Source organism: Candidatus Trichorickettsia mobilis (assembly GCF_034366785.1).
Taxonomy (GTDB): Bacteria; Pseudomonadota; Alphaproteobacteria; order Rickettsiales; family Rickettsiaceae; genus Trichorickettsia; species Trichorickettsia mobilis_A.
The window spans coordinates 1,202,841-1,228,536 of the sequence record NZ_CP112932.1 but is presented as its reverse complement, the minus strand read 5'-3'; the positions used below and the strand labels follow the sequence as shown (position 1 = coordinate 1,228,536).

Below are 25,696 nucleotides of genomic sequence, written 5' to 3'. Positions count from 1 at the left end.
ATTACTTCATCACTGCCGCAACTTCATCTGCAAAATTTTTATCTTCCTGCTCTATACCTTCTCCAACCTCATAACGAACAAAATTGGCAATAGTCAACTCGGCACCTAAATCTTTTGCAGCATTAGCCAACACCTCAGAAATTCTTAATTTGCCATCAATAACAAATACTTGATCCACTAGCACTACTTCTTCAAAAAACTTACGAATTCTACCTTCAATCATTTTTTCAATGATATTATCTGGTTTACCAGAAGCTCTAGATTGTTCAAAGAAAATATCACGTTCACGCTGTATTAATGCAGGATCTAAATCAGATTGGTTTAATGCCTGTGGTTTTAATGCAGCAATATGCATAGCTATTTGTTTACCCAATGATTTAAGTTTAGTTTTATCAGCTGCTTTTGACTCTAAACCTACTATTACTGCTATTTTACCAAGTCCTTCAACTACACTATTATGAACATAAGACGCAATAACTCCATCTTGGACTTTTACTACGTTCATTCGTCGTAAATTAATATTTTCACCAATTGTAGAAATGTTCTCTATAATTTCATCAGCTACTGACTTGCCGCTTGGCATTGAGGCCGCCGTCAATGATTCAAAATTATCACACTGCACAGCTAATTCGCCAATTGATTTCACTAAATGTTGAAATTGTTCATTACGAGCAACAAAATCAGTTTCTGAATTAACTTCTACTACCGCTCCTCTGTTGCCTACAACTATAGCAGCAGTCAGCCCCTCAGCTGCTATCCTTTCAGCTTTTTTAGCGGCAGCAGCCAGCCCTTTTGTTCTTAACCAATCTATTGCTGCTTCAAAATCTCCATTTGTTTCCAACAGAGCTTTTTTGCAATCCATCATCCCAGCACCGGTTTTTTCTCTTAAATCTTTTACAAGTGACGCACTAATCATTCTTACTCTCTTAACTTAATTTACAATCGTTCACACACACTAATTTAGCTTTGCTTATTATCAGCCTGTAGTCCTATTTCAAACTCTTCTGCAGTTCTAGTTTCTACATCCATAGCAGTAGCCTTAGAAACTCTTTTTGGTTGCTTGAATTTAGTAATACTGCTGATATTTTTTGTGGTCATTTCTGAAGAATCCATAGCTCCAATATCGACACCACTAGCCACAAGAGCATCCTCAACTCCAGCAAGTACCGCTTTTGCAAATAGCTGACAATATAACCTAATAGACCTCATGGCATCATCATTTCCTGGGATAGGAAATTGAATAGCGTCTGGATCAGAATTAGTATCAACCACTGCTACCATTGGGATTTCAAGCTTAACCGCTTCTTTTACCGCTAAATGTTCTTTGTTAGTATCAATTATCACTAGCAAATCAGGTCTATCGTGCAAATTACGAATTCCACCTAAAGACTTAATCAATTTGTCTTTTTTTCTAGTGATCTCTAAAGCTTCTTTCTTAGTATATCCAGCAGCTTCCTCTTCGTTGTTTAAAATTTTCTCAAGATTATCCAGCTTCTTTATAGAACGAGAAATAGTGCCCCAATTAGTTAACATTCCACCAAGCCATCGATGATTAACATAATATTGTCCACATTTTTCTGCATATTCAGCAACAATATCGCTTGCTTGAACTTTAGTGCTTACGAATAAAACTTTCCCACCATTTTTTACGGTTTCATAAATTACATTAAGTGCTATTGGAATAAGAGCCGCTGTTTGTTGTAAATTAATAATATGAATATCGTCCTTTATACCGTAAATATACGGTGCCATTTTTGGATTCCAACGAGCTGTTTTATGGCCAAAATGAACTCCGGCATCAAGTAATTCAGCAATGCTAACAACTGGTAGCTTTGACATTATATCTCCTTAAAAATTTAAATGTTAGTTATTAAGTAGTTTAAAACACTAAGCTTCAAACTATCTCCCGCCGCAGAATATTGAACTCCGGAGCCTTCATCCGGACTAACATACACTTCCTGCGTGTGAATTTATTTACTTGAGTACTTAACTCTAAGCAAAAGCTTAAAAATTATAACTGAGATCTAAATATTTTCAAGTTAAAATGTCAGAACCTTAGTTTTACTTACTTCAGTGCTAAAATTAAACTAAAACTTGGAATCACCACTCTTTTCTTAGTTGCAACAACACTCAACTCATATTATATTAGCGATTTCCGAAATATAATGGGTATTATTATGAAAGAAAATTATTTTTCCGCCATTACTGACACATTAATTTACTGCTAATGGACAAAAAATAGTACTAACCTATGCACCGTATCAGCAAGCTGGCGTATTTGTATATCTATACGATAATGTTGATGATATGTGCTATGAGATTAAACCAGAAAATTGCCCAAAACGTTAAGAGATATACATAGCGTAGAAATGTTTACATCTTACATCACTGCTGCAAAAGCTTATAACAAAACCAACATTTTCAATGATGGCTGTAATATATTATATCTTGAACCATTTCTTCATGCCGGTGTTACCAACCTTATCAATACAAACGAACCGTTCGAGTCACAAGACTCAAAATTTTGGTGTGAGCGAGGCAGTACTTTTCGTAATTCACACCAGTATGATAAGGCACTTGAATGCTGCAATAAGGCAATTATAATAGATCCTAATTGTTTTGAAGCTTGGTATATTCAATCTTGTGTCTACCATCACCACTTAAATATGTTTGCGGAAGCGCTTGACTGCTACAATTAGGTTATACCTCATACAAATTAAACAAGTATGCACAAGCGATTGACAGCTATGAAAAAGCAATTGAGATAAATAAAGATCTTAAAACGCCTTACTATAATCTAGAGATAGCCAATGAAGCACGCGATATAGTTTTAATTGGAATTAACCCTAAAATTGAAGATAATGAAGACAATATTGTGTAAATTAAGTTGATGTGAGCGTTGTTTACAAGTTTTCCAGTGTTAGTATATCTGTTGAACTGAGAGGGTTTAATAAACTGTATCAAGTGTCTGTCATTGCAAGCCACTGCTAAGTGGCTCGTAATGACTTTTTCTAAAACTGCGAACAACATTCACGCTGAATTATGTAGCAAACTGCTCAACAAATTATAGCTATATTAGCTTGAAGTTAGAAGCCTATTTTATTGAACTCTTGCTGTAAAATGCAATCAAACTGCTGAAGTGTTACTGAAGCTCCTAAAGCCGATAGAGATACTGTCTGTCCACCTTCAATACCACATGGAATAATGCCAGAGAATTTTTTAAGATCAGTACTAATATTTACTGCTATTCCGTGATAAGTCACCCACTTTCTCACTCGTATACCAATGGCAGCAATTTTTGCTTCCTGCCCTAAATGTCTAACCCAAATGCCAACTTTATTGTGGATCGTAAAAGCTTCGATATCTATTTGCCTTAAAACATTTATGATCCAATTTTCTAACATGTGAATATATAATTTTAGATCCTTAGACCTTCTAGCGATTGATAAATTCAACACCGGATAAATTATCCTTTGCCCCTTACCGTGATAGGTAAATTTACCGCCTCTACCAGTATAAACTACTGGTATTTCATTGCTATTCAACAACTCATTAACCTTAAAGCTACTTCCTGCTGTATATACTTCATTATGCTCCAATAGATAAATAGTTTCATCCACAGTGCCAGAAATCACTGAAGCTACCGTATCTTCCATTAATTCGATGGTTTGCTGATAATCCGAGATGCCAGGTAAAGTAATCCACTGAACCATATTGAGAATAATAATAAAATCCGCTATTGTATCATACATTAAATATAATTTCTAAATTATGATACACTTACTTTCACAAGCTGGTAAAAAAATTGGCATATTTGGGCTTAACAGAACCGGTATTGCTGCTTATTCTGCGTTAACATCATTCGCAACACAAATTATTTGTTACGATGATAATTATAATAATTGTCAAAAATTTCAAACAATTTATCCTGAAGCCAAAATTGTTGATTTAACTAACCCTAAATGGACGCAGCTAGACAAAATATTATTAAGCCCTGGCATTCCGTTATCTCATCCTTTAATAAAGATAGCTGAAGCCAACAAAATTACCATTACTTCAGACATTGACCTATTATTTGAAGAATATCATAAGGCAGATTTTATAGCGGTTACCGGCACTAACGGTAAAAGCACTACTACTGCATTAATTGCCCATATTTTACAATTTGCCGGCATAGACTACCCTGCAGGCGGTAACCTTGGTAATGCCGCGCTTAGTCTGCCATCAAATAAAACTGGATATGTCTTAGAACTATCTTCTTTCCAATTGGAATTAATCAATAATTTTAGAGCAAAGATTGCAATATTGTTAAATATTACTCCGGATCATCTTGATCGACACCTAACTATGGATAATTATATTAACGCCAAACAAAAAATTTTACTGCCCTCAGCTACAGATAGTTTGTGTTACCGAATAATTGGTGTTGATAATATTATTACTAAAAATATTTATGCGCAATTCAAACAACGACCACAATCTTTAGTAAAAATTATTCCTGTTTCTGCAATGGAGCAACTGCCAGATGGTATTACCGTACTAGAAAATACCATATATGATAATATTGGAGATGAGTCAGTGGTTATTGAATTACCTTATGTCAAGTCTTTACAAGGCGCTCATAACCGTGAAAATATTGCCGCAAGTTACGCAGCTTGTTGTCTTGTAAAAGTAAAACCCGAACAAATAGTACAAGCTCTCTCATCTTTCTCTGGTTTACCGCACCGTATGCAATATGTAGGCTCTATTAGTAATATTGAAGTTTATAACGACAGCAAAGCAACAAATGCTGAGGCCGCTATAAAATCGATTTCAACTCTTGATAATATTTATTGGCTAGCTGGTGGTATTGCTAAAAGCGGAGGTATTGAAGCCATAAAACCATGGTTTAATCGTATAAATAAAGCTTATTTATTTGGACAAGATAAGGAATTATTTGCTCAAACTTTAGCTGGTACTGCAGTAAATGTGCATATATGTAAAGATCTAGAAGAAGCGGTCGACTCAGCTTTCCGTGATGCATTAGAAGCTTGCTCTACTCTTGATAATAAAAAACGAATGAATATCTTGCTGGCACCAGCAGCTAGTTCCTACGATCAATTCTTAAACTTTGAACAACGTGGTGAAATGTTTGTAAAATTTTGTATACAAAGGCCAAATTTTAATGCGTCATAATCAAACTAGTTTTTTTAGGCTATGGTGGCGAAGCATAGATCAACAAATTATTATTTCTTTAATAATTTTATTTTGTTTCAGCTTAATATTAGTTACTACTTCTGGCGCAATGGTAGCTGCCCGTATTGGTTTAGATGAACATTATTTTTCTTCTAGACAACCCTTTTATTTATTAATTGCTATTATCATCATTATTTTAACTTCATCATTAGACAAAAATCAGCTAAAAAGACTAGCAATTTTAGGATTTTTAGTAAATGTTATCTTATTGGTTTTAGTAAAATTTTATGGTTATGAAGTTAAAGGAGCAGTACGATGGATTAATGTAGGTGGTTTTTCACTACAACCATCAGAATTTATCAAACCTCTTTTTGCAGTTGTTACCGGATGGTTATTATCTTTAAAATCTGAAGAAGAATTTCCAAGTTTTATTATTTGTGCAATATTATACTTTATTGTTGCTGGATTACTTGTTACACAACCGGATTTTGGCATGCTAGTTATAGTAACTGCTGTTTTTGGCGTACAATTATTCGTTGCCGGCATGCCTATATTCTGGATTATATTTGCATTCATGACTAGTATATTTGGGGTATTATTGGCTTATTTTTTTCTACCGCATGTTACGGTAAGAATAAACAGCTTCCTTGATCCGGAAAGCAGCGAAAATTATCAAGTAAGAAAATCGATTATGGCCTTTGAACATGGTGGATTATACGGTCGTGGTCCCGGTGAAGGAGCGGTAAAACAGACTCTTCCAGATTCTCATACAGATTTTATTTTTGCAGTTGCTGGTGAAGAATTTGGAGCTATCATCTGTTTGGTTATAATAACTACCTTTGCCTTTATAGTAATCAGATGTTTATATAAACTTATCAATGTAGAAGATAAATTTATCAGATTAGCAACAACTGGTATTATTGCTCAATTTGGTCTACAATCGATTATTAATATTGGAGTAACGTTAAATTTATTGCCTACTAAAGGTATGACATTACCTTTCATTAGTTATGGTGGCTCTTCAACAATTGCCATTGCTATTGGCATGGGTATTATGCTTGGTCTAACCAAGCAAGCGCCTTCCGTTACTCAGTACAAGATACAGGACATTCACTTATAGTATATATGCTGAAACTACTTCAAAAGTTGCAACAACATTTGTCATGCTGAACTCGTTTCAACATCTAATTAGGTACTGAGGAGATGCTGAAACGAGTTCAGCATGACTATGATTTGAGGCTATAGCTTGCAACTCCCCAAGTTTACTATCGTCTACCAACTCTTCATTTACGAGAGGTATACTCGGCGAAAATTGAGAATTGCGTTGTCGTATCCAAAGATCTGCACTCCTCACATACTAATGACGCTTGCGATGCTCAACCTTCGTTTTCCTAGTGCTAGTTTAATTAGCGTCTAAAATATATAAAAATCAGTGAGCGTGTGGTTTTTATGCCACAACCTCTGGTTTAAGAATTATTCTTTCTCTAAGCTCAACTTAAGGTGTTGAAAATTTAATTAATACAACCTATGGTTTAATTATATAGATTCTACGAAATTAAAAAGATTCTACCTCATTAAGTACTAAAAAATTGAGAGCTAGTGAGACAGAAGTATTGATTAATCTTGTAAATCTATATGGCAATGTACAGTTCATTTTATTTGGAGGATTATTATGAAAATTAATACTGATGTTGAAGGTAGTTATAGGTTATTACAGTCACAAAAATTAGGGCAAAGATTACGGGCAACTAATGATAAGCTAGTAGAATTTGAAAAATCAAACAATAAGATTTCAGCATACATTCTTGACATTAAAGGTGCTAAAAGAGAAGTGTCAGTTGAAAACTTGCCGAAAGAATTAACAGAAAATAAAAATCCAAAAGTGTTTAGTGGTTATTTTGGAAATGCTTTTGCCAAAATTTTGCATTCAGATGACGGGGTAGATAGAGTATCGGTGCACCATAAGCTTATCGGCGGTGGTGGGGTAAAAGATGAAATAAAGAAAGGCCTCGAAGCGATGAAGAGAGCAAGTCGACATGAGAGGGAAGAAGCTATTAATGAACTCGTAGAAGAGCAAGAAAGAGAGGGCAACCTTCATACTACTCCAAGCGAAGCAAAAAGTTATTTTAGACGTATGGTTGATGACGTTGTCTATGGCAATAAAACAGTTGCTGCAGTTGTTGGTGCAAATGATGATGTTTCTGACCTAGAAGCAACACTTGTCTGTGGTGACACTGGTTCTGGCAAGAGTACTTTGGTGAATTATTTGCTAGGTCACATTCTAGTAGCAGAACATGCAGAAAATAGCAATTCTTTGCGCATTGCTTGTGAAGATCAAGTAGCAAATATAGGACATGATTGTGTATCTGAAACTTCTGTTCCTGGAAGATACACAGGCACTGGCACTTATTGGGATTGTCCGGGTTTTGAAGATACCGGAGGCTCTGCTGCTAATATCAGTAATGCGTTTAGTATTGCAAAAATTGGTGACAAAGCTAGAGCAGTAAAAATCCTAGCAGTTGTGGAGGAAGCAGATATTGCAGCTAAAAGAAGTACCGCCTTTAGAAGTATAATATCCAAGATGACCGCGATGTTTGATAATAGGCCGGATCTTGCTAATAGTGTTGTTTTTTGCTTTACTAAGGCACAGCAAATAAAAAACTATAAAGCTGCTTTGGTTAGTATAATTAATTCTAAAGATAGTCTTAATGCAAAAGAGAAACAATTTCTGAACAATATTATCAAAAAAAATAATTTTGTTGTTTTTCCATGTCCGAATCATCTTGGTAGGATTGATAATAGTGTAAGAGACCAATTACTTGAAAAACTTAACTCCGCTAGTTTTGTTCGTGACTCAGCTATAGCACCTGTTGTTTCAGTAAAATCACTGCGTCCTCTTAATGAGTTGCTGAATTATACGAATGATCAAGTCTCTAAGACTATGAGTGAAATAGTAACAGAGTTGATGAAATGCTTAATATAGCAACTAATGATGGTTTGGAGTGTTTTGTGCAGCCATTTAGCCAAGCTGCAGGGGCGGTATTGCATTCAGGACCAAGCACACCAGATATTGATTTAATTAATGGCCTTGAACATAGTATAAATATTCTTAAAGATGGACTAAATATTTTAAGCCTAAATTCTTTAGAGCTTTATGAAGATATTGCTAATAGATTTAATGAGATGCGTTTTATTTCCAGAGAAGTTTGTGGTGGATTATTTGCCAAATATTTTCCCGGTGGAGAAAAATTTGAAATGCCTACTTTAACTATTCTGTTTATGGATATGTCATCAGTGTTAGAAAAACATTTGGAAGGACGCAATTTAACTAGATTGATTGAGCATCTTAATGCAAACTCAGGGTTTGCTGCATTGATTCAGGGTAGGCCTGGAGGTTGAACAAGCTCTAACCATAAGAGATTGTCAAGAGTAATAAAGCAATAGTGCACAAGTAAGCTTGTGTATCTATAGCTTTATTCTTGTTTAAAAAGCTTTGTTCATGGGCTTTTTTTATAGACTCTTATCTTATTTAATTCTAATAATTGGTGCCATATAATCAAACTCTATAATTAATGACGAAACAAAAATCTATTATCTTAGCTGCTGGCGGCACCGGCGGTCATCTATTCCCGGCCATCGCTTTAGGAGAAGAGCTAATAGAACGTGGATATGTAGTACATCTGATTACTGATTTACGCTGTCAGAAATATCTAACTTCTGACTTAAGGCTAATTACTCATATCATAGATTTTAAGCCAGATGCTAAATCTTTGCTCAAAAAAATAAAATCAGTGACAGGAATGATGCTAGCCACCATAAAAGCACTATCAATAATTATTAAGAGTAATGCTGCTGTTATCATTGGTTTTGGTGGATATCCTAGTTTTCCACCAATGTTATCCGGAATATTAGCTCGCATTCCATTAGTCATTCATGAGCAAAATTGTTTTATGGGAAAAACTAATGCAATTTTGGCACGATTTGCTAAAATTGTAGCTCTATCGTATAAGGAAACTAAAAATGTTAATCATTACCAAGATAAAATTGTAATTACCGGCGACATAATTCGTAACCATATCAGAAATATCCCGACTAAAAATAATTTTAACAACGTTCCTTTCAGGATTTTAGTTATTGGCGGCAGCCAAGGAGCCAGAATTTTTTCTACGCTAATTCCAGAAACTATAACTATCTTATTGGCCCAACATCCTAATATAACATTACATGTAACCCAACAAGTGCCTAAAGAAGATTATAGTAGCGTAAACTTACTTTATGCATCACTTGGAATTTCTTATCAATTATCTGATTTTTTTCATAATATCGCTGAGCTTTATAGTAACTCTGAACTGATTATCGCCAGAGCCGGTGCTTCAACTATCGCTGAATTAACTACAATTGGGTTACCTGCCATATTTATTCCTTTTCCTCACGCAGCAGAGAATCATCAATTTTATAATGCTCAAGCAGTACAAGACCAAAAAGCTGGGTGGTGTTTTGAACAACATTCAGTTACACCTATTCAAATTGCTAACAAAATTTTTGAGTTAATTAATGATCGCAGTATATTAACATCTACCTCACGTAATTTGTTAAAAAGAAAAAATAAGGGGCATAAGATTCTCGCAGACACAGTAGAAAAAATTATTACCGACTAATTTAGTAAATTATTAGAATTAAGATTGAGGGAATCATAAGCTTTATGTATAATTAACCTTAAGTATAATATAGGTATTTAGTATGCATCAAAAAATTATCATATTAATTTTCAGTGGCTTACTGTTAACCGGATGTAGTGATAGTTTTCGTGGTTATTTTAAAAAATCTGCCAACAATAAATGGGTAGATACTAAAGGTTTTGAAGGAGGCAAACGTAAACCTTTATATAATAAAAAGTATATCTCTATGGCTAAAAAGAATGTAATGGATGATAATCTTGATGAAGATGACGATTTTGATGAAGATGATGATTTACAAGAAGTATCAGATACCAGTAAACGCAATCGTCAAATGTATATGAAGATGATTAAACGTGATGCTATGAAAAAAAATAAACAAAAGCAACAGTTGCAAAATTATCAATCTTCTTTTGCTACGGAATTTGATGATAATGAAGGATATCCATCGCTTGCTGAGGTAAGTAAAAAAGTTGCAAGCGACGAAAATAGCGAACAAAAACTGCAACGTGAACTTTCACAAATAAAATCAATGTTAAACGAAGCAAAAAAAGATCTAGTTCGTTATAAATGTCCTATGGAAACAACTAACCTACAAGAGCTAAAAGAGTCTCAACAGCAGCAACAGACTAATTCACACAATAATGTAGTAGAAGCAAAACATACAAAAATCATAGACAAACCAGCTTCTATAGAGATAAAAAATAATTCTCAACCTAGTCAAGAATCTATTACACACGAAGTGGAATCATTTAATAAAGCAATTGAATCTAGTGACGAATCAAAAACACTTCCTCAACCAAATGCTATATAGCAAAAAGCACTCGTATGATATAACAAATTTTAAATAGGCTCTGTATTAATATAGAAAAATATTTATAAGCCTAAAGCAAGTACAAAAATTCGCTGGTGTAACTCTTAGAACGCTGTTCAAAGAACTACAAGTTATTTTTACCAGAGTGAAATGACTACCTATATTTAGTCAATTTATTTTTTACTCTCTGAATATCATTTTTTATTTTGGGCATTATAAGATTTGTCTTGACCTAAGACACCTATTTGATCATGAATGATTTTCTTTCTGATTATTGAATTTATTAGACCTCTTGCATAACCTAGAGACGGTTGAGGAATTTTTCAGACAAAAACGAAGTCGAGTACCGTAGCGTACCCTTGTTTGTTGCGGAACGGAGACGAGTTTTAACAACAAAATTACCAACCGGAATAGGTTTGCAAGAGAGAGGTCTATTGCATTGCGTACCTAATCTAAAGCCTCTGTCATTCCTTCAAAATTTAGATCAATATTAATTTCATATTGCTTCATTATTGCACTATAAGTGTTTATAATATTGTAGGAGCTAAGCTATATCAGAACAGCAGATGTAAAGAGATGGCTACATTAATGCTTTTTTAGCCATAGCATTGATTCTTATTGGGTAATTAATGTTATAGGATATAAAACCCGAGAAGCAAAAGATTTTCCAGGTTAATACATCAGCTAAACGACAATTTTCTTACTTCACTCTAGGGAAATTGCTCATAGAGCATCAAAAATTGTATGAAATCCGCCATTAAATCAAGACTCACATAATCATTACACTGAAGCTAGCTCATGACGACACTTTGGATGTGATATACTAACGTTCAAACTCAAAACTCGCGAACGCCACAAAAGCTGAACTAAAAATTATTAAGATGTATGCAACAGGATGTAATGTCTTTAAGAAAGCTATGGTGTTTTTATTTACCAGTTTTTAGGAGTATAAAAACGTAGAAATTTTACTTTATCACGTATATTTAATTTAATAAATCTAAATTTAGACTATTAATGAATCAAAATTAAAAATTTGCATTGCAAGCTTGGCAGCGACTTACTCTCCCATGTTTGAACAACATAGTACCATCAGCGCTGTGAGGTTTCACTTTCGAGTTCGGTATGGGATCGAGTGTTTCACTCACGCTATAACCACCAAGCCAGCAATGAAAACTTATATTAAGTATAGTATAGCCACAACACTCTAAAGCGCTCTTGGATATATTATACTATAAAATAACAAATTAAATAAATAAAGCTAAAACTTATATGACCTGTATTTACAAAATTAACACTGCATACAGAGTGTAATCTCAGCAAAGTAAATCAATCGAGCTATTAGTACCAGTTAGCTACATGTGTTACCACACTTCCACACCTGGCCTATCAACGTGGTGGTCTTCCACGGCTCTAATAGAGAAGTCTAGTTTTGAGGTGGGTTTCCCGCTTAGATGCATTCAGCGGTTATCCCTTCCGTATTTAGCTACCCAGCTATGCCGCTGGCGCGACAACTGGTCCACCAGAGATACGTCCACCTCGGTCCTCTCGTACTAAAGGCAGATCCTCTCAAACTTCTTACACCCACGGCAGATAGGGACCGAACTGTCTCACGACGTTCTAAACCCAGCTCACGTACCACTTTAATCGGCGAACAGCCGAACCCTTGGGACCTTCTCCAGCCCCAGGATGTGATGAGCCGACATCGAGGTGCCAAACGATTTCGTCGATATGGACTCTTGGAAATCATCAGCCTGTTATCCCCGGAGTACCTTTTATTCGTTGAGCGATGGCCCTTCCACTCGGAACCACCGGATCACTATGACCGACTTTCGTCTCTGCTCGTCTTGTCAGACTCGCAGTCAGGCTAGCTTATGCCATTGCACTCTAAAGGTTGATTTCCGACCAACCTGAGCTAACCATCGCGCGCCTCCGTTACTTTTTGGGAGGCGACCGCCCCAGTCAAACTACCCACCATGCATTGTCCCGACTCCTGATTCAAGGAGTACGGTTAGAGATCAAAAATCAAAAGGGTGGTATCTCAAGGATGACTCCACAACAGCTAGCGCTACTGCTTCATAGTCTCCCACCTATCCTGCACATTTAATTTCTAATACCAGTGCAAAGCTATAGTAAAGGTTCACGGGGTCTTTCCGTCTAACCGCGGGAACTCCGCATCTTCACGGAGAATTCAATTTCGCTGAGTCGATACTGGAGACAGTGGGGAAGTCGTTACGCCATTCGTGCGGGTCGGAACTTACCCGACAAGGAATTTCGCTACCTTAGGACCGTCATAGTTACGGCCGCCGTTCACTGGGACTTCAATTCAGAGCTTGCACCCCTCCTTTTAATCTTCCAGCACTGGGCAGGCGTCAGACCCTATACTTCGTCTATTGACTTTGCAGAGCCCTGTGTTTTTAGTAAACAGTCGCTACCCCCTAGTTTGTGCCACCTACAAATGGTTACCCATTTATAGGTCATCTTTCTCCCGAAGTTACAGATGTAATTTGCCTAGTTCCTTCAGCATCGTTCTCTCAAGCGCCTTGGTATACTCTACCTGTCCACCTGTGTCGGTTTCGGGTACGGTCTTATTGGGGTGTTATTTCCTGGAAAACATTCACTGCATACGCAATCCGTTAAGCGTATACAACTTTTTGTTTCCGTCACGCTCCCCAGGTTCAGGAATATTAACCTGATTCCCATCGATTACGCCTTTCAGCCTCATCTTAGGGGCCGACTAACCCTGCGCAGATTAACTTTACGCAGGAACCCTTGGACTTTCGGCGAGAATGTTTCTCACATTCTTTATCGCTACTTATGTCAGCATTCTCACTTCCGATACCTCCAGCAAACTTCACAGTTCACCTTCAACGGCTTACGGAACGCTCCGCTACCACTCATACACTTTAGTGTATGAATCCGCATCTTCGGTACATAGCTTTAGCCCCGATACATTGTCGGCGCAAGAAAACTTATTTAGACTAGTGAGCTATTACGCTTTCTTTAAATGATGGCTGCTTCTAAGCCAACATCCTAGTTGTTTTGGTTTTCTCACAACCTTTCACACTTAGCTATGATTTAGGGACCTTAGATGGCGGTCTGGGCTGTTTCCCTCTTGACTATGGACCTTAGCACCCATAGTCTGTCTGTTATGCTGTACTCATCGACATTCGGAGTTTGATTAAGTTTGGTAAGGCTGTAGGCCCCCCTAGCTTATTCAGTGCTCTACCTTCGATGGTAATCGCTATAACGCTCTACCTAAATAGATTTCGCGGAGAACCAGCTATATCCGAGTTTGATTGGCCTTTCACCCCTAGCCACAGCTCATCCCCTACTTTTTCAACAGTAGTGGGTTCGGCCCTTCAGCGGATGTTACTCCGCCTTCAGCCTGGCCATGGCTAGATCACTCGGTTTCGGGTCTAATTTATCGAACTTATTTGCCCTATTCAGACTTGCTTTCGCTATGCCTACACCTAACGGCTTAAGCTTGCTCGATAAACTAAGTCGCTGACCCATTATACAAAAGGTACGCCGTCACAGAATAAATTCTGCTCCGACTGCTTGTAAGCATTCGGTTTCAGGTCTATTTCACTCCCCTTGTCGGGGTTCTTTTCACCTTTCCCTCACGGTACTTGTCCACTATCGGTCGCTAGAGAGTACTTAGGCTTAGAGGGTGGTCCCCCTATGTTCAAACAAGATTTCACGTGTCTCGCCTTACTCAAGGATTTTAGATTCTTTACTTATACAGGGCTATCACCTTCTATGGCTAACATTTCCATGTTATTCTAATTATCACCCTAAAACCACTGGCCTGGTCCGCGTTCGCTCGTCACTACTAACGGAGTCTCTGTTGATGTCCTTTCCTCCAGCTACTTAGATATTTCAGTTCGCTGGGTTTGCTTCATATAGCTATTTATTCACTATATGATACCTGTAAACAGGTAGGTTTCCCCATTCGGAAATCTTCGGATCAAAGCTTATTCGCAGCTCCCCGAAGCTTATCGCAGCGTATTACGTCCTTCATCGCCTTCTAGCGCCAAGGCATCCACCAAATGCTCTTATATTATTTACTTTAATTAATTAACTTGAGATTACACGATGTATGCAGAATTAATTTTGCAAACAGTATCTACTCACGATATTAAATTTTTAATATTCGCGGTGTAATAATTTCAGCTTTATTTATCAACTTGTTAAACAGCTACAAGGTTTTGTTTCTTGCGTGATGGTTTTATATCTACAAATCTAATTGATGTCAACACTATTCACACAAGTTTTCAATATAATTTCAAATAAATTTCTATATAGTTGTTTTAAATGACTTCAACAAACTATGCTTAAGACACTATGAGAATGCCGCATTGGCCAACATTACCATGGCAACAAAATCCGGAATATGATCTTACAAATATTCTGCAATTATTAAAAATTCTAGGATCACCACATAAATCTACACCACCAGTGATTCACATAGCAGGCACTAATGGTAAAGGTTCAACGGTAGCAATATTGAAGAGTATTTTTGAAGCAGCAAATTATAAAGTACACGCTTACACTTCTCCGCACTTAATTGAATTCAACGAAAGAATTATCTTAGCTGGAGAACAAATAACTGATCATTATCTATTTGAGATCTGCGAAAGAACACGAAGAGCCAGCGAAACTTTAAATATGGAGCCAAGATTTTTTGAAGCAGTTACAGCTGCCAGCTTTTTAGCATTTTCAGAAGTTAAAGCTGACATACTACTGTTAGAAACTGGCTTAGGTGGTAGATTAGATGCTACTAATGTTATTACTCAACCGTTGCTGACCATAATTACTCCGATTTCCTATGATCACACTGAATATTTAGGCAATAGCTTACAAGTTATTGCTGCAGAAAAAGCTGGAATAATTAAGCCTAACGTACCTTGTGTTATTAGCTCTCAAGTCCAAGAAGTATATGAAGTGTTACTAAATAAGTGTAATAATGACAGCTCTCCTGCATTTTGCTATGAATATGATTTTATTATCTTTAAAAACAATAACCATAGTTTTCAGTACTCAACAGCTAATATTAAACAAAACTTCCCTGCTCCATCATTACTTGGCGATCATCAATTAATTAACGCCGCTGCCGCAATTGCAGCGGTTAGCTTAATTAACAAACAATTTCATATAACCAAACAACAAATTGACACCGGATTACAGAATACTATATGGCCAGCCAGGATCCAAAAAATTGATCAAGCGAAATATGCTCATTTAATTAACAGCCACATTCAAATTTGGGTAGATGGAGCTCATAACAGCAATGGAGCTCAAGTATTAGCACACTGGATACGCCATAATTTAACCGAACCTACATATTTAATATTAGGTATGACTAAAAACCGAAATATCAAAGATTTTTGTTCACATTTTTATGGAATCATCATCAAAGGCTACACAGTCAAAGTACTCTCTGAGCCATCAAGCTATAATGCAACTACATTAGCAGAACAAGCATCACTTACAGGTATAGAATTTGCTCCAGCTGAAGAATTAATCGACGCTATAGTAAAAATCGACAATCAAACTAAAAGCTCCTCAATAAATATTGTAATTTGTGGCTCTTTGTTTTTAGCAGCAGATTTTTTTAAATTAATTCAAGGTTTATCTAGTAGATAAATTATTAATGTATTTTTAGCGCATAAAACTTGAACTTCAAGACTTGAGGCATAACAGTTTTTCAAATGAACAAGTAATATATTATCACTGTTTTACCTTAACCCCAGTTGCCAATTAAAATATTTTATTAAAACCACAGAGGTCGGTTCCAGTCGTCATTGCGAAGAGCTTCAACTCTGAAGCAATCCAGTTTTACTTAAATATCATTATTTCTGGATTGCCACGGGAGCGAAGCTCCCTCGCAATGACGTAGAAATAGGAGTTTCTGACAATTTTAATTGGCAACTGGGGTTACCTTACAATAGATCTGACAATCCAATTATATCTCCTGTTACTCCTACCTCTTCAGCAAAGCTTTGATTAATAAATCCTTCAACATCTGTGAGATGATCAACAAATTTATTCAATAATTCTGTTATTTCTCGTTGGTCTTCAGAATCAGTATGTGATGTATCTCCATCTAGCACAACATACTTCAGGTAACAACCAATAAAATCTTGCCGACTTATTGCTTCATGATGGCAAAGATGATAATAAATGTAGTGTTCAATAAAATTAGCGATAAACCATGCTTCATGTGTTACTGTAGGATAACCAAACTCTGATAACATGGCACAAATTAACGGATGTTTAACAAGTTCTTGATATAGCGATACAAACTTTTGCGCTTTCGCATCACCAACCTGAGCCCAATTTGAATAATAAGGCTTACCTTCATTAGCAAAACATTGTGTAAATAATACACGCGTAGCTTCGTATACCAGTAGATCAAAAACCATGATAGAGCTACCATCAGCAACCACATTCTGGTTATCAATAGTAGACAAGTTCAACCATGGGTCATTTATAAGCGCACTACCATCTCGTATAATAATATTGTAGTTAACACTCCAGTTCGTTATTGCCTTATCTGCGCCTAGTATATTGCACTCACCAGTTCCTATATATATTTGACATTTACTCAATCCATATTCAATAATGTAGGTAATCAATGGATCTTCACCTAATAGCTCTTTTAATAAGCTTAAGCCGCAATCTATATTATTAGCTATAGCTTGATGACATTCTGTATGAAACTTGGTATGGATATTACCTAAAATCTTTTGTGTGATAGGGTTAAAACCTTGTATATAACAAGAAAGAGACGGTGCATCAATATAGTTAAACTGAACTCCTTGTTGCTTAGCTCTTTCTAATAGTAACTCCATTCCTGGTTTAGAAATCATACTTCGAAACCCCATTAATTCAACCGCTTCTTTAAATACTGTACTGCGAAGGTCGGCATGACCAAAAGCGATATATTCTAAATAATTTACCAATTCGTGTAGTAACTCTTTTACTCTTTGTTGTTCTTTAAGAGAGGTATTTGGTGAGCATCTTAGTAAATCGTCAAAGTGGAAAGGTATAAAATCTTGTAGAATAATTGCCATATTATGACGAGCACAAAATTGAAAGTAATCTGCAATAAAATGAGCGATAAATTCTGTTTCGTACTGTTCCGAATTATAATAATTCTTTGAGAGCTCTATGTTAACTAGCGAGTATTGAACAAGCTCTTGATATAGTTTTATAAACTTTTCCTCTACCACATCATTAGCCTGTTTTGGATAAGGTTTAGCGTCATTAGCAAAAAATCTTCTAAAGTATATGTGTGTCAGCTCGTGCCACCATGTTTTAGAAACTGCTATAAACTTATTAGAAGTTTCTGGCTCTAACAAGCAATGACCATTTCTGATAATAATACAGTAGCCAGTAGCCAGTCCATTTGTATCCACATCCGGATCTGAGGTACTACGGTCGTGTGGTATGTTATGTTCACCAGTTCCTATATATACTGGATATTTACTCAATTCATTCTCAATAATATTGATAATAAATGGATCATACTTATAGACTAGATTGAAGATGTAATTAACATTCTTCGCTAAAATTTGATGATCTTCAACTCTAAGTTTTGTATAAATATTGGGTATCACTTTTTGGGTTGCGAGGTTAAAATCCTTTGTACTACAAGCAAGAGGTGGAGCATCAATATAGGAAAACGGTGTACCATCCTGTATCATCAAAGCTCCTTCTAATAATTCTCTTCTTGCGTCCTTAGAAATCTTATTTTTAAGCAGCATTAACTCAAATGCTTCTTTATACGTCTTATTGTTAAAATTATAGTAGTTAAAAACTATGCTAGGATCCTGATTACTGTTAGCTAAAGCAGAAAACATCTCATTCAAGAATGACACATTTTCTGACCCTAAAATTCTAGGAAGTTTATTACTAATCGCAGGATAACGATCTATAATCACTCTTAAATTCAGCATGATCCTTTCATCAACTAAATGTTGCGTTATTATCGACTGAAAAGCTTCTATACCAAATAGCTGATTTAATAATGCTTGAGCACCAGCGCTATAAAAAACATGGTAGAATATGTGTCTCAAGATTTGAACATTATCAACTACCATTTTATTTAATATCGCTGGAGTTAATAATTCTTTCAATAGCCCATATTCACTTGCATAGGATATCAACGCATGAACAGAATATTTTTTATCTTTTATAGTCTCATCCCAGAGACTTGGTAAGTTAATCATCTGCTCTAGCACTTGTCGCGTTAGAATATTATCCGTATTACCTTCTTCTATATTATCCTTCATTTATTAACCTTGTTTTTATATATTTCTATATCTATTATAACATATTTTAATATAAAAACTATGATAATTTTAAGATTAAACAAGCTATTGTCTAAATTGTTTAGTTGCATAATAATCTCACCTCATTGGCAATTTCAAAAGCTTATATGGGCACTAATAAAATTTTTAGTGGTAGACAGCAATAAATAATAATAATACTAGTGCTCTTAAATTGTGGGCACTCATGATTTTTTAGGAAAAATCGTCTGAGCTGAGATTTTGTTAAAAATCAAAGCAATTCAGTTTTTTTAAGGTACGCTCCTATCCTTACTCAAGCTGATTTCCGTATCATCACTGGGCTTTAATGGCTCTTCGTGATGATACCTTATATGGTATACTACGTTCAAACTTGAAAACTCGTGAACGCTCACCTTAAATTAATTAAGAAATTAGGTTATAGAAGATGCTTATAGATAACGAAGAAATTGCTGAATTTTTAGAAGATAATTATCCGGAAGAAGATATCTCTCCCATTAAATTATCTTATCTTGAAGAAATGATCAGATCACTTAGTGAATTAGAAGATGAAGAAATACAATTATCTAAAGAAATTTTACAAGAAATTAAAGAAACCTGGTTAGCACTGAGAGAACGCTCTTGAATTAATATATTCATTTTTTCTATAAATTGCTGTTGTCATGCCTGAGATTTGCATAACTCAACAAATTTTATAACTGCAAACTCAAAGCTGCACATGTGCATCATTAAGTATAACCCTCAAGAAAATGCTAAATCCATATTAAAAGATACAAAAATTAATATTTTTACTGGATTTTATTTTTAACTCCAGTATATTGCAAAAGCTGATTTAGCAAACAATGTTCTAACCATAGGTTGAACATTACGCAAAATCACACTGCTTATCATCAGGTTCTAGGTTCTTGCACACGGAAATTTTATGGAGCTTGTTTATAGAGATTTTAACCGAAAAATAGATAGTGTTCGCTGAACTGCGTCAAATTATCTTGCTTGAGGGCTTTGCCTGAAGCAATCTAGTTTAATAAAAAGTTAGTAAGCTTTTCTGGATTGCTACAGCTACAACGTAACCTCAGCTCAGATGTATTTTAACTTAATTGATACAGTTCATTAAACACTCTCGAAAAATGACAAAGATTTTGCAGGAATAATTCATTTATTTCAAAAAAATTTTTGTCGTTTTGCAGGCAAAATATATAAAACAAGCCTATTAAAATTTAAAATATCCAAATTTGGAGATTAATAAAGAATGGATAAAGACAAAGCTTTAGCGATAGCACTTGGACAAATAGAAAAGAACTATGGAAAAGGCTCAGTGATGAAGCTGGGACAACGACCAGCCGTAGATATTGAAGCTGTATCTACCGGCTCTCTTGGTCTTGATCTTGCGCTTGGTATTGGCGGATTACCAAAAGGTAGAATTATCGAAATATTTGGCCCAGAAAGCTCTGGAAAAACTACTCTAACATTACACGCTATTGCAGAAGCACAAAAAAAAGGCGGAAGCTGCGCTTTTATTGATGCAGAACATGCTCTAGACCCAGCTTATGCAAAAAAACTTGGAGTTAATATTGATGAACTCATTATTTCTCAGCCTGACACTGGAGAGCAAGCTTTAGAAATAGCTGATACTTTAGTGCGATCAGGTGCAATCGATATGCTGGTAATAGATAGCGTTGCTGCTCTAGTACCAAAAGCAGAGATTGAAGGTGAAATGGGTGATTCACATATGGGGCTGCAAGCAAGGCTTATGAGTCAGGCTCTACGTAAACTCACTGCTTCAATATCAAAAACTAATTGCATTATCATCTTCATTAACCAAATTAGAATGAAGATAGGAGTAATGTTCGGTAGTCCCGAAACTACCACTGGCGGCAATGCCCTCAAATTTTATGCGTCAGTTCGACTAGACATTCGTAGAACTGGATCTATTAAAGACAAAGAGGAAGTAATAGGCAGCCAAACACGAGTTAAAGTTGTGAAAAACAAAGTAGCTCCACCATTTAAATCCGTTGATTTTGACATTATGTATGGATCTGGTATCTCCAAAGAAGGAGAAATCATTGATATTGGAGTAAAACTGGAATTAATTGAAAAGTCTGGAGCTTGGTTTTCTTATAATAACATTAGAATCGGTCAAGGACGTGAAAATGTCAAACAGTACTTTAAGGAACATCAGACGATATTTAATGAGATTGAACAAAAGATTCGTCAGAAATCCACTAATCTCACCGATATCAACATAACTACCAATAATCATGATATGGAGAGAACAGAATATGATTGATTTAACCGGTCAAGTAGCTTTAGTTACCGGAGCTAGTGGTAGTATAGGTGGAGCTATTGCGACGACAATACATCAATTAGGAGGGCATGTAATTATCAGTGGCAGCAATATGACAAAACTGACCACGCTCGGTGATAGCTTAAAAGATCGCTATACTATAAAAGCTTGTAACCTAGCAGATGTCGACGAATGTAACAATTTACTACATGACATAGAGCAGCTGGATATATTAGTATGTAATGCTGGCATTACTCAGGATACGTTAGCAATTAAAATGACTAATGAGATGTTCGATGCTGTTATTGACCTTAATTTAAAAGCAAGTTTTATTTTAAATAGAGAAGCTATTAAAAAGATGATCAAAGCTCGTTATGGACGCATCGTTAATATTGCGTCTGTTGTAGCAGTTACTGGCAATCCTGGTCAAGTAAATTACTGCGCTTCAAAAGCTGGTTTGATTGGCATGACTAAAGCTCTAGCTCTTGAAGTGTCTACTCGCGGAATTACAGTAAATGCTGTGGCTCCAGGATTTATAAAATCGAGCATGACCGATAAACTAAATGACACACAAAAAGATGCTATTATGCAAAAAATACCTTTAAAGACATTAGGTACAGCTGATGACGTAGCTAATGCTGTTGCTTTTCTTGCTAGCAAAGAATCGAGGTACATTACTGGACAAACCATTCACGTAAATGGAGGGATGATAATGGTATAATTATTTAAATTATTTATTTTCTCTAGCACAAAACGTTTTTTTATGCTAAAAGTTCTGAATTATTGTGCTCCTAGGTAAAGAAATTCTGAGATAATATTTTGTTAGATTAAAAATAATATCCTAAGCTGATTTACGAATTAGTGCTTATTTATGATCCAGCAAAAATAGAATTTTAGAATAGTTTATAAAGAAAGAGTAATATAAACGATTATGAGGTTTATTATGAATGACCATGACATCGAACAAAAAATTATCAAAATTGCAGCTGAAACACTAAAAATAGATATAAGTAAGATTACATCCGAGTCTCATTTTGTTGATGATTTAAGTGCAGATAGTTTAGATCAAGTAGAATTGATGATGGCAATAGAAGCAGCATTTAATTGTGATATACCGGACGAAGAAGCTGGTAAAATCGCCACAATTGCAGATGCTGTTGGTTATGTAAAACAAAAAATAAATAGTTAGTAATTAAGTTGATTAACATTTTAAATAAATAATATACTTAAATAATTTAAAAAATAAAATTACTTTCGAAATTATATTATTTAAAGATATTTGATATGTCAGAACGAAGAGTTGTTATCACCGGAATTGGCCTTGTAACTCCACTGGGTATTAATGTGGACACTTCCTGGTCAGCTATTCTACAAGGAAAAAGTGGTGTAAAAAAAATTACAAAATTTGACACTTCTTATTCCTCATGCAAAATAGCTGGCTTAGTTGATGACAACTCTTCAAATGGCTTTAATCCGGAACGAGTGATTTCAGCACGTGATGTACGTAAAATGGATGTGTTTATCCAATATGGTATCGATGCAGCTGTACAAGCAGTTGAAGATAGCGGCTGGAAACCTGAAGATGAAATGTCCCGTGATCGAACCGGTCTTATTTTAGGCTCTGGCATTGGTGGTCTCAAAATGATTGAGGAAACTGCTATCGCTTTTCATCAATCATCCAATAAAAAAGTAAGCCCTTACTTTATTCCCGCTTCTTTAATCAATTTATTATCTGGTCATGTTGCTATCAAATATGGTTTCACCGGACCAAATCATGCAGTAGTTACTGCATGCTCCACTGGAGCCAATGCCATAGGTGATGCATCTCGTATCATTAAATATGGTGATGCGGATGTTATGGTTGCTGGTGGTGCAGAAGCTCCTATTACTCCAATTGGCCTAGCTGGCTTTGCTGCAGCCAAAGCATTGTCTACTAGATATAATGACACTCCAGAAATAGCTTCCAGACCCTGGGATCAGGAACGAGACGGCTTTATTATGGGCGAAGGAGCTGGAGTGGTAGTACTAGAAGAATATGCTCATGCAAAAGCTCGCGGTGCAAAAATTTATGCTGAGATAATTGGTTATGGGTTAACTGGAGATGCCTATCACATCACCTCCCCCCATCCCGAAGGAAGAGGAGCTTATCGCGCAATGAGTAACGCTTTAAGCGATGCAAAAATCACTACAGCAGATATTGATTATATCAATGCTCATGGTACTTCAACACCTCCTGGAGACGCTATTGAGCTTGCTGCTGTAGAAAGATTATTTGCAAATTATAGCAACAAGATATTAATGTCGTCTACTAAGTCAGCAACCGGTCATCTATTAGGCGCTGCTGGTAGTGTAGAATTAATATTTTCAATTCTCAGTATGCGAGATCAAGTAGCTCCACCTACCCTAAACTTACATAATCCAATAACAACTCCAATAGATTTAGTTCCGATTGTTGCTAAACCTAGAAAAATTAATTATGTATTATCAAACTCTTTTGGTTTTGGCGGTACTAATGCAAGTTTAGTAATTAAAAAACTATAATCATTTCTTTCAAAATTATGTATGTCTCTGCAAAAAGTCAAAGGTACTTACAAAACCAATTATAATTTAAAACATTTGACCTGGTTTAAAGTAGGCGGCTCTGCGGAATTATTTTTCAAACCTTTTGATAGAGATGATTTAATAGAGTTTCTGGCACCAAATCAAAATAGGTTACCAATTACTGTAATAGGCGCAGGTTCTAATATTATCATTAGAGATGGTGGCATAGATGGGGTAGTAATTAAACTTGGTGGCAATTTTTCCAATATAGAATTTGATGGCTATAATCTGACCGCAGGTGGTGGCTGCTTAAATTTTAATCTAGCAAAATTTTGTCAAGCAAACGCTATTACTGGCTTTGAATTTTTAATTGGCATACCAGGCACTATTGGTGGTGGCGTGATAATGAATGCTGGAGCTTATGGCGCAGAATTTAAAGATATTCTCCTTAATATTGAGGCAATAACTCATAAAGGAGAAGTAATAATGCTTAACCATCAAGATATTAATTTCACTTATCGGCGTAGTAATTTACCTAAGGATTTAATTATTACCAAGGCTGTCTTTCGTGCTCCTCTCGGTAATAAAGATAAAATCACTGCGAAAATGGCAGAAATTAATGCTAAAAGAACAGCCACTCAACCAATAAAAGAACGTACTAGCGGCAGTACTTTTATCAATCCAGCTCCTCATAAAGCCTGGGAATTAATTGATCAGTCAGGACTACGTGGTTATAGAATAGGAGATGCCGGAATATCTACTTTGCATTGTAATTTCATGATCAATCATGGAAATGCTTCAGCACAAGATTTAGAAGCACTTGGTGAATTTGTACGAAAGACGGTATTAACAAAAACCGGTATTCTACTGGAGTGGGAAATTGAAAGAAGAGGAAAAGTCTAAAAATTAGGAACAAGTAACATATGCATAAATATAAAACTAGATTCATCGAGAATTCTATAGTTACTGCTCAAAACAAGCATGGTAAAAAGCATATCGCGGTAATAGGTGGTGGCATGTCTGCTGAACGTGAAGTGTCGCTAATATCTTCTAAAGCCGTGATAAAAGCCCTCATTGACAATGGATATCAAGTTACTTTTGTTGATATGGGAGCAGATGTTGCACTCAAACTTGCGCAAATTAAACCGGATATTGTTTATAACTGCTTGCATGGTACTTATGGCGAAGATGGATGTTTACCGGGATTATTGAATATCATGCGTATTCCTTACACTCATAGCGGAGTATTATCATCAAGCCTTGCTTTTAACAAACTTAAGTCAAAAGAGTTGTTTATTGCTAATAATATTAAGACCGCAGAAAGCATTATTGTTAATAGATCTGATAATATCAAGCATGACCCTTTACCACGACCATTTGTGATAAAACCACTAACACAAGGTTCAAGTATTGGAGTCGAAGTTATTTTTCCTGGTGATGCATTTAATTTTACTGATTATGATTTTTCATACGGCGATCAAGTAATGATCGAGAAATATATTTCAGGACGTGAATTACAAATTGCACTGTTAAATGGTAAAGCCTTTGGAGTATTGGAACTCAAATTTTTAAAACGACGATTTTACGATTATGACACCAAATATACAGAAGGGTTTGCCGAGCACATACTGCCAGCATTAATTCCAGATAAAATTTATCATCACTTACTTAACACTGCAGAAATTGTTAATAATATAATCGGATGTAAAGGATTAGTACGAGCAGAATTTATCTATAGTAACGATTCAGGCGAGTGTTTTATACTTGAACTTAATACTCATCCTGGAATGGTACCGCTTTCCATCTGTCCGGAAATACTTGCATGGCATGGTATAAGCTTTAATCAGCTAGTAGAAGAATTAATTAAGACTGCAAGTTATGAATTATAGATTTC

General features: G+C 35.7%; 20 protein-coding genes and 2 rRNA genes. 16 read left to right on the top strand and 6 right to left on the bottom strand.

What is annotated here, in order from left to right; all coding sequences use genetic code 11:
* Position 1 precedes the first annotated feature (1 nt).
* Together tsf and rpsB are read right to left on the bottom strand one after the other, a co-directional pair.
* A complete protein-coding gene (gene tsf, locus Trichorick_RS05625; protein ID WP_323738030.1) occupies positions 2 to 916 on the bottom strand; it encodes a translation elongation factor Ts in 915 nt (304 codons plus the stop codon).
* 44 nt (positions 917 to 960) lie between these two features.
* Positions 961 to 1,839: a 30S ribosomal protein S2 gene (gene rpsB, locus Trichorick_RS05620; protein WP_323738029.1), complete on the bottom strand. Its 879-nt coding sequence runs from the start codon at positions 1,837 to 1,839 to the stop codon at positions 961 to 963.
* 530 nt (positions 1,840 to 2,369) lie between these two features.
* Between rpsB and Trichorick_RS05615 the strand changes: the two genes are divergently transcribed.
* Together Trichorick_RS05615 and Trichorick_RS09285 are read left to right on the top strand one after the other, a co-directional pair.
* Positions 2,370 to 2,699, top strand: a complete 330-nt coding sequence (locus Trichorick_RS05615) for a tetratricopeptide repeat protein (protein WP_323738028.1) — start codon at positions 2,370 to 2,372, stop codon at positions 2,697 to 2,699.
* Entirely contained in the window at positions 2,687 to 2,881 is a 195-nt protein-coding gene (locus tag Trichorick_RS09285) for a tetratricopeptide repeat protein (RefSeq protein ID WP_410250268.1), read from the top strand. The genes Trichorick_RS05615 and Trichorick_RS09285 overlap by 13 nt, the downstream gene beginning before the upstream one ends.
* Before the next feature lie 205 nt (positions 2,882 to 3,086).
* On the opposite strand, the gene lipB is transcribed toward Trichorick_RS09285, so the two are convergent.
* Positions 3,087 to 3,713, bottom strand: coding sequence for a lipoyl(octanoyl) transferase LipB (gene lipB / locus Trichorick_RS05610; protein WP_323738885.1), 627 nt, complete (start codon positions 3,711 to 3,713; stop codon positions 3,087 to 3,089).
* Positions 3,714 to 3,771: 58 nt separating this feature from the next.
* Between lipB and murD the strand changes: the two genes are divergently transcribed.
* From murD to Trichorick_RS05580, 6 genes are all read left to right on the top strand, one after another.
* Complete coding sequence (gene murD / locus Trichorick_RS05605) at positions 3,772 to 5,175, top strand: UDP-N-acetylmuramoyl-L-alanine--D-glutamate ligase (protein ID WP_323738027.1); 1,404 nt, start codon at positions 3,772 to 3,774, stop codon at positions 5,173 to 5,175.
* Positions 5,165 to 6,295 (top strand): putative lipid II flippase FtsW, encoded by a 1,131-nt coding sequence (ftsW, locus tag Trichorick_RS05600; protein WP_323738026.1) that lies wholly within the window; start codon positions 5,165 to 5,167, stop codon positions 6,293 to 6,295. Before murD ends, ftsW begins: the two co-directional genes overlap by 11 nt.
* A 552-nt stretch (positions 6,296 to 6,847) precedes the next feature.
* Positions 6,848 to 8,158 carry a hypothetical protein gene (locus Trichorick_RS05595; RefSeq protein ID WP_323738025.1) on the top strand — a complete coding sequence of 437 codons (1,311 nt, stop codon included), beginning with the start codon at positions 6,848 to 6,850 and terminating at the stop codon, positions 8,156 to 8,158.
* Positions 8,146 to 8,574: a hypothetical protein gene (locus Trichorick_RS05590; RefSeq protein WP_323738024.1), complete on the top strand. Its 429-nt coding sequence runs from the start codon at positions 8,146 to 8,148 to the stop codon at positions 8,572 to 8,574. The genes Trichorick_RS05595 and Trichorick_RS05590 overlap by 13 nt, the downstream gene beginning before the upstream one ends.
* 173 nt (positions 8,575 to 8,747) lie before the next feature.
* Positions 8,748 to 9,833 (top strand): undecaprenyldiphospho-muramoylpentapeptide beta-N-acetylglucosaminyltransferase, encoded by a 1,086-nt coding sequence (gene murG, locus Trichorick_RS05585; protein WP_323738023.1) that lies wholly within the window; start codon positions 8,748 to 8,750, stop codon positions 9,831 to 9,833.
* An 82-nt stretch (positions 9,834 to 9,915) separates the two neighbouring features.
* Entirely contained in the window at positions 9,916 to 10,665 is a 750-nt protein-coding gene (locus Trichorick_RS05580; RefSeq protein WP_323738022.1) for a hypothetical protein, read from the top strand.
* A gap of 1,044 nt (positions 10,666 to 11,709) precedes the next feature.
* Here the strand turns inward: Trichorick_RS05580 and rrf are convergent.
* A 5S ribosomal RNA gene (rrf, locus tag Trichorick_RS05575) occupies positions 11,710 to 11,825 on the bottom strand.
* Between the two features lie 157 nt (positions 11,826 to 11,982).
* A 23S ribosomal RNA gene (locus tag Trichorick_RS05570) occupies positions 11,983 to 14,735 on the bottom strand.
* Positions 14,736 to 15,009: 274 nt separating this feature from the next.
* On the opposite strand from Trichorick_RS05570, the gene Trichorick_RS05565 reads away from it, so the two are divergent.
* Positions 15,010 to 16,311, top strand: a complete 1,302-nt coding sequence (locus Trichorick_RS05565) for a bifunctional folylpolyglutamate synthase/dihydrofolate synthase (RefSeq protein ID WP_323738021.1) — start codon at positions 15,010 to 15,012, stop codon at positions 16,309 to 16,311.
* A 296-nt stretch (positions 16,312 to 16,607) separates the two neighbouring features.
* Here the strand turns inward: Trichorick_RS05565 and Trichorick_RS05560 are convergent, their stop codons facing one another.
* Positions 16,608 to 18,962 (bottom strand): hypothetical protein, encoded by a 2,355-nt coding sequence (locus Trichorick_RS05560; protein ID WP_323738020.1) that lies wholly within the window; start codon positions 18,960 to 18,962, stop codon positions 16,608 to 16,610.
* A gap of 442 nt (positions 18,963 to 19,404) precedes the next feature.
* On the opposite strand from Trichorick_RS05560, the gene Trichorick_RS05555 reads away from it, so the two are divergent.
* The 7 genes from Trichorick_RS05555 to Trichorick_RS05525 all read left to right on the top strand — a co-directional run bounded on the left by Trichorick_RS05555 (position 19,405) and on the right by Trichorick_RS05525 (position 25,691).
* Complete coding sequence (locus Trichorick_RS05555) at positions 19,405 to 19,602, top strand: Fe-S cluster assembly protein IscX (protein ID WP_323738019.1); 198 nt, start codon at positions 19,405 to 19,407, stop codon at positions 19,600 to 19,602.
* Positions 19,603 to 20,226: 624 nt separating this feature from the next.
* Entirely contained in the window at positions 20,227 to 21,264 is a 1,038-nt protein-coding gene (gene recA / locus Trichorick_RS05550) for a recombinase RecA (protein WP_323738018.1), read from the top strand.
* Positions 21,257 to 21,982 (top strand): 3-oxoacyl-ACP reductase FabG, encoded by a 726-nt coding sequence (gene fabG / locus Trichorick_RS05545; protein ID WP_323738017.1) that lies wholly within the window; start codon positions 21,257 to 21,259, stop codon positions 21,980 to 21,982. Before recA ends, fabG begins: the two co-directional genes overlap by 8 nt.
* Positions 21,983 to 22,192: 210 nt before the next feature.
* Positions 22,193 to 22,450 (top strand): acyl carrier protein, encoded by a 258-nt coding sequence (gene acpP, locus Trichorick_RS05540; RefSeq protein WP_323738016.1) that lies wholly within the window; start codon positions 22,193 to 22,195, stop codon positions 22,448 to 22,450.
* Between the two features lie 95 nt (positions 22,451 to 22,545).
* Positions 22,546 to 23,802 carry a beta-ketoacyl-ACP synthase II gene (fabF, locus tag Trichorick_RS05535; RefSeq protein WP_323738015.1) on the top strand — a complete coding sequence of 419 codons (1,257 nt, stop codon included), beginning with the start codon at positions 22,546 to 22,548 and terminating at the stop codon, positions 23,800 to 23,802.
* A gap of 21 nt (positions 23,803 to 23,823) precedes the next feature.
* Positions 23,824 to 24,705: a UDP-N-acetylmuramate dehydrogenase gene (murB, locus tag Trichorick_RS05530; RefSeq protein WP_323738014.1), complete on the top strand. Its 882-nt coding sequence runs from the start codon at positions 23,824 to 23,826 to the stop codon at positions 24,703 to 24,705.
* Positions 24,706 to 24,725: 20 nt separating this feature from the next.
* Positions 24,726 to 25,691 (top strand): D-alanine--D-alanine ligase, encoded by a 966-nt coding sequence (locus Trichorick_RS05525; protein ID WP_323738013.1) that lies wholly within the window; start codon positions 24,726 to 24,728, stop codon positions 25,689 to 25,691.
* Positions 25,692 to 25,696: the final 5 nt, after the last annotated feature.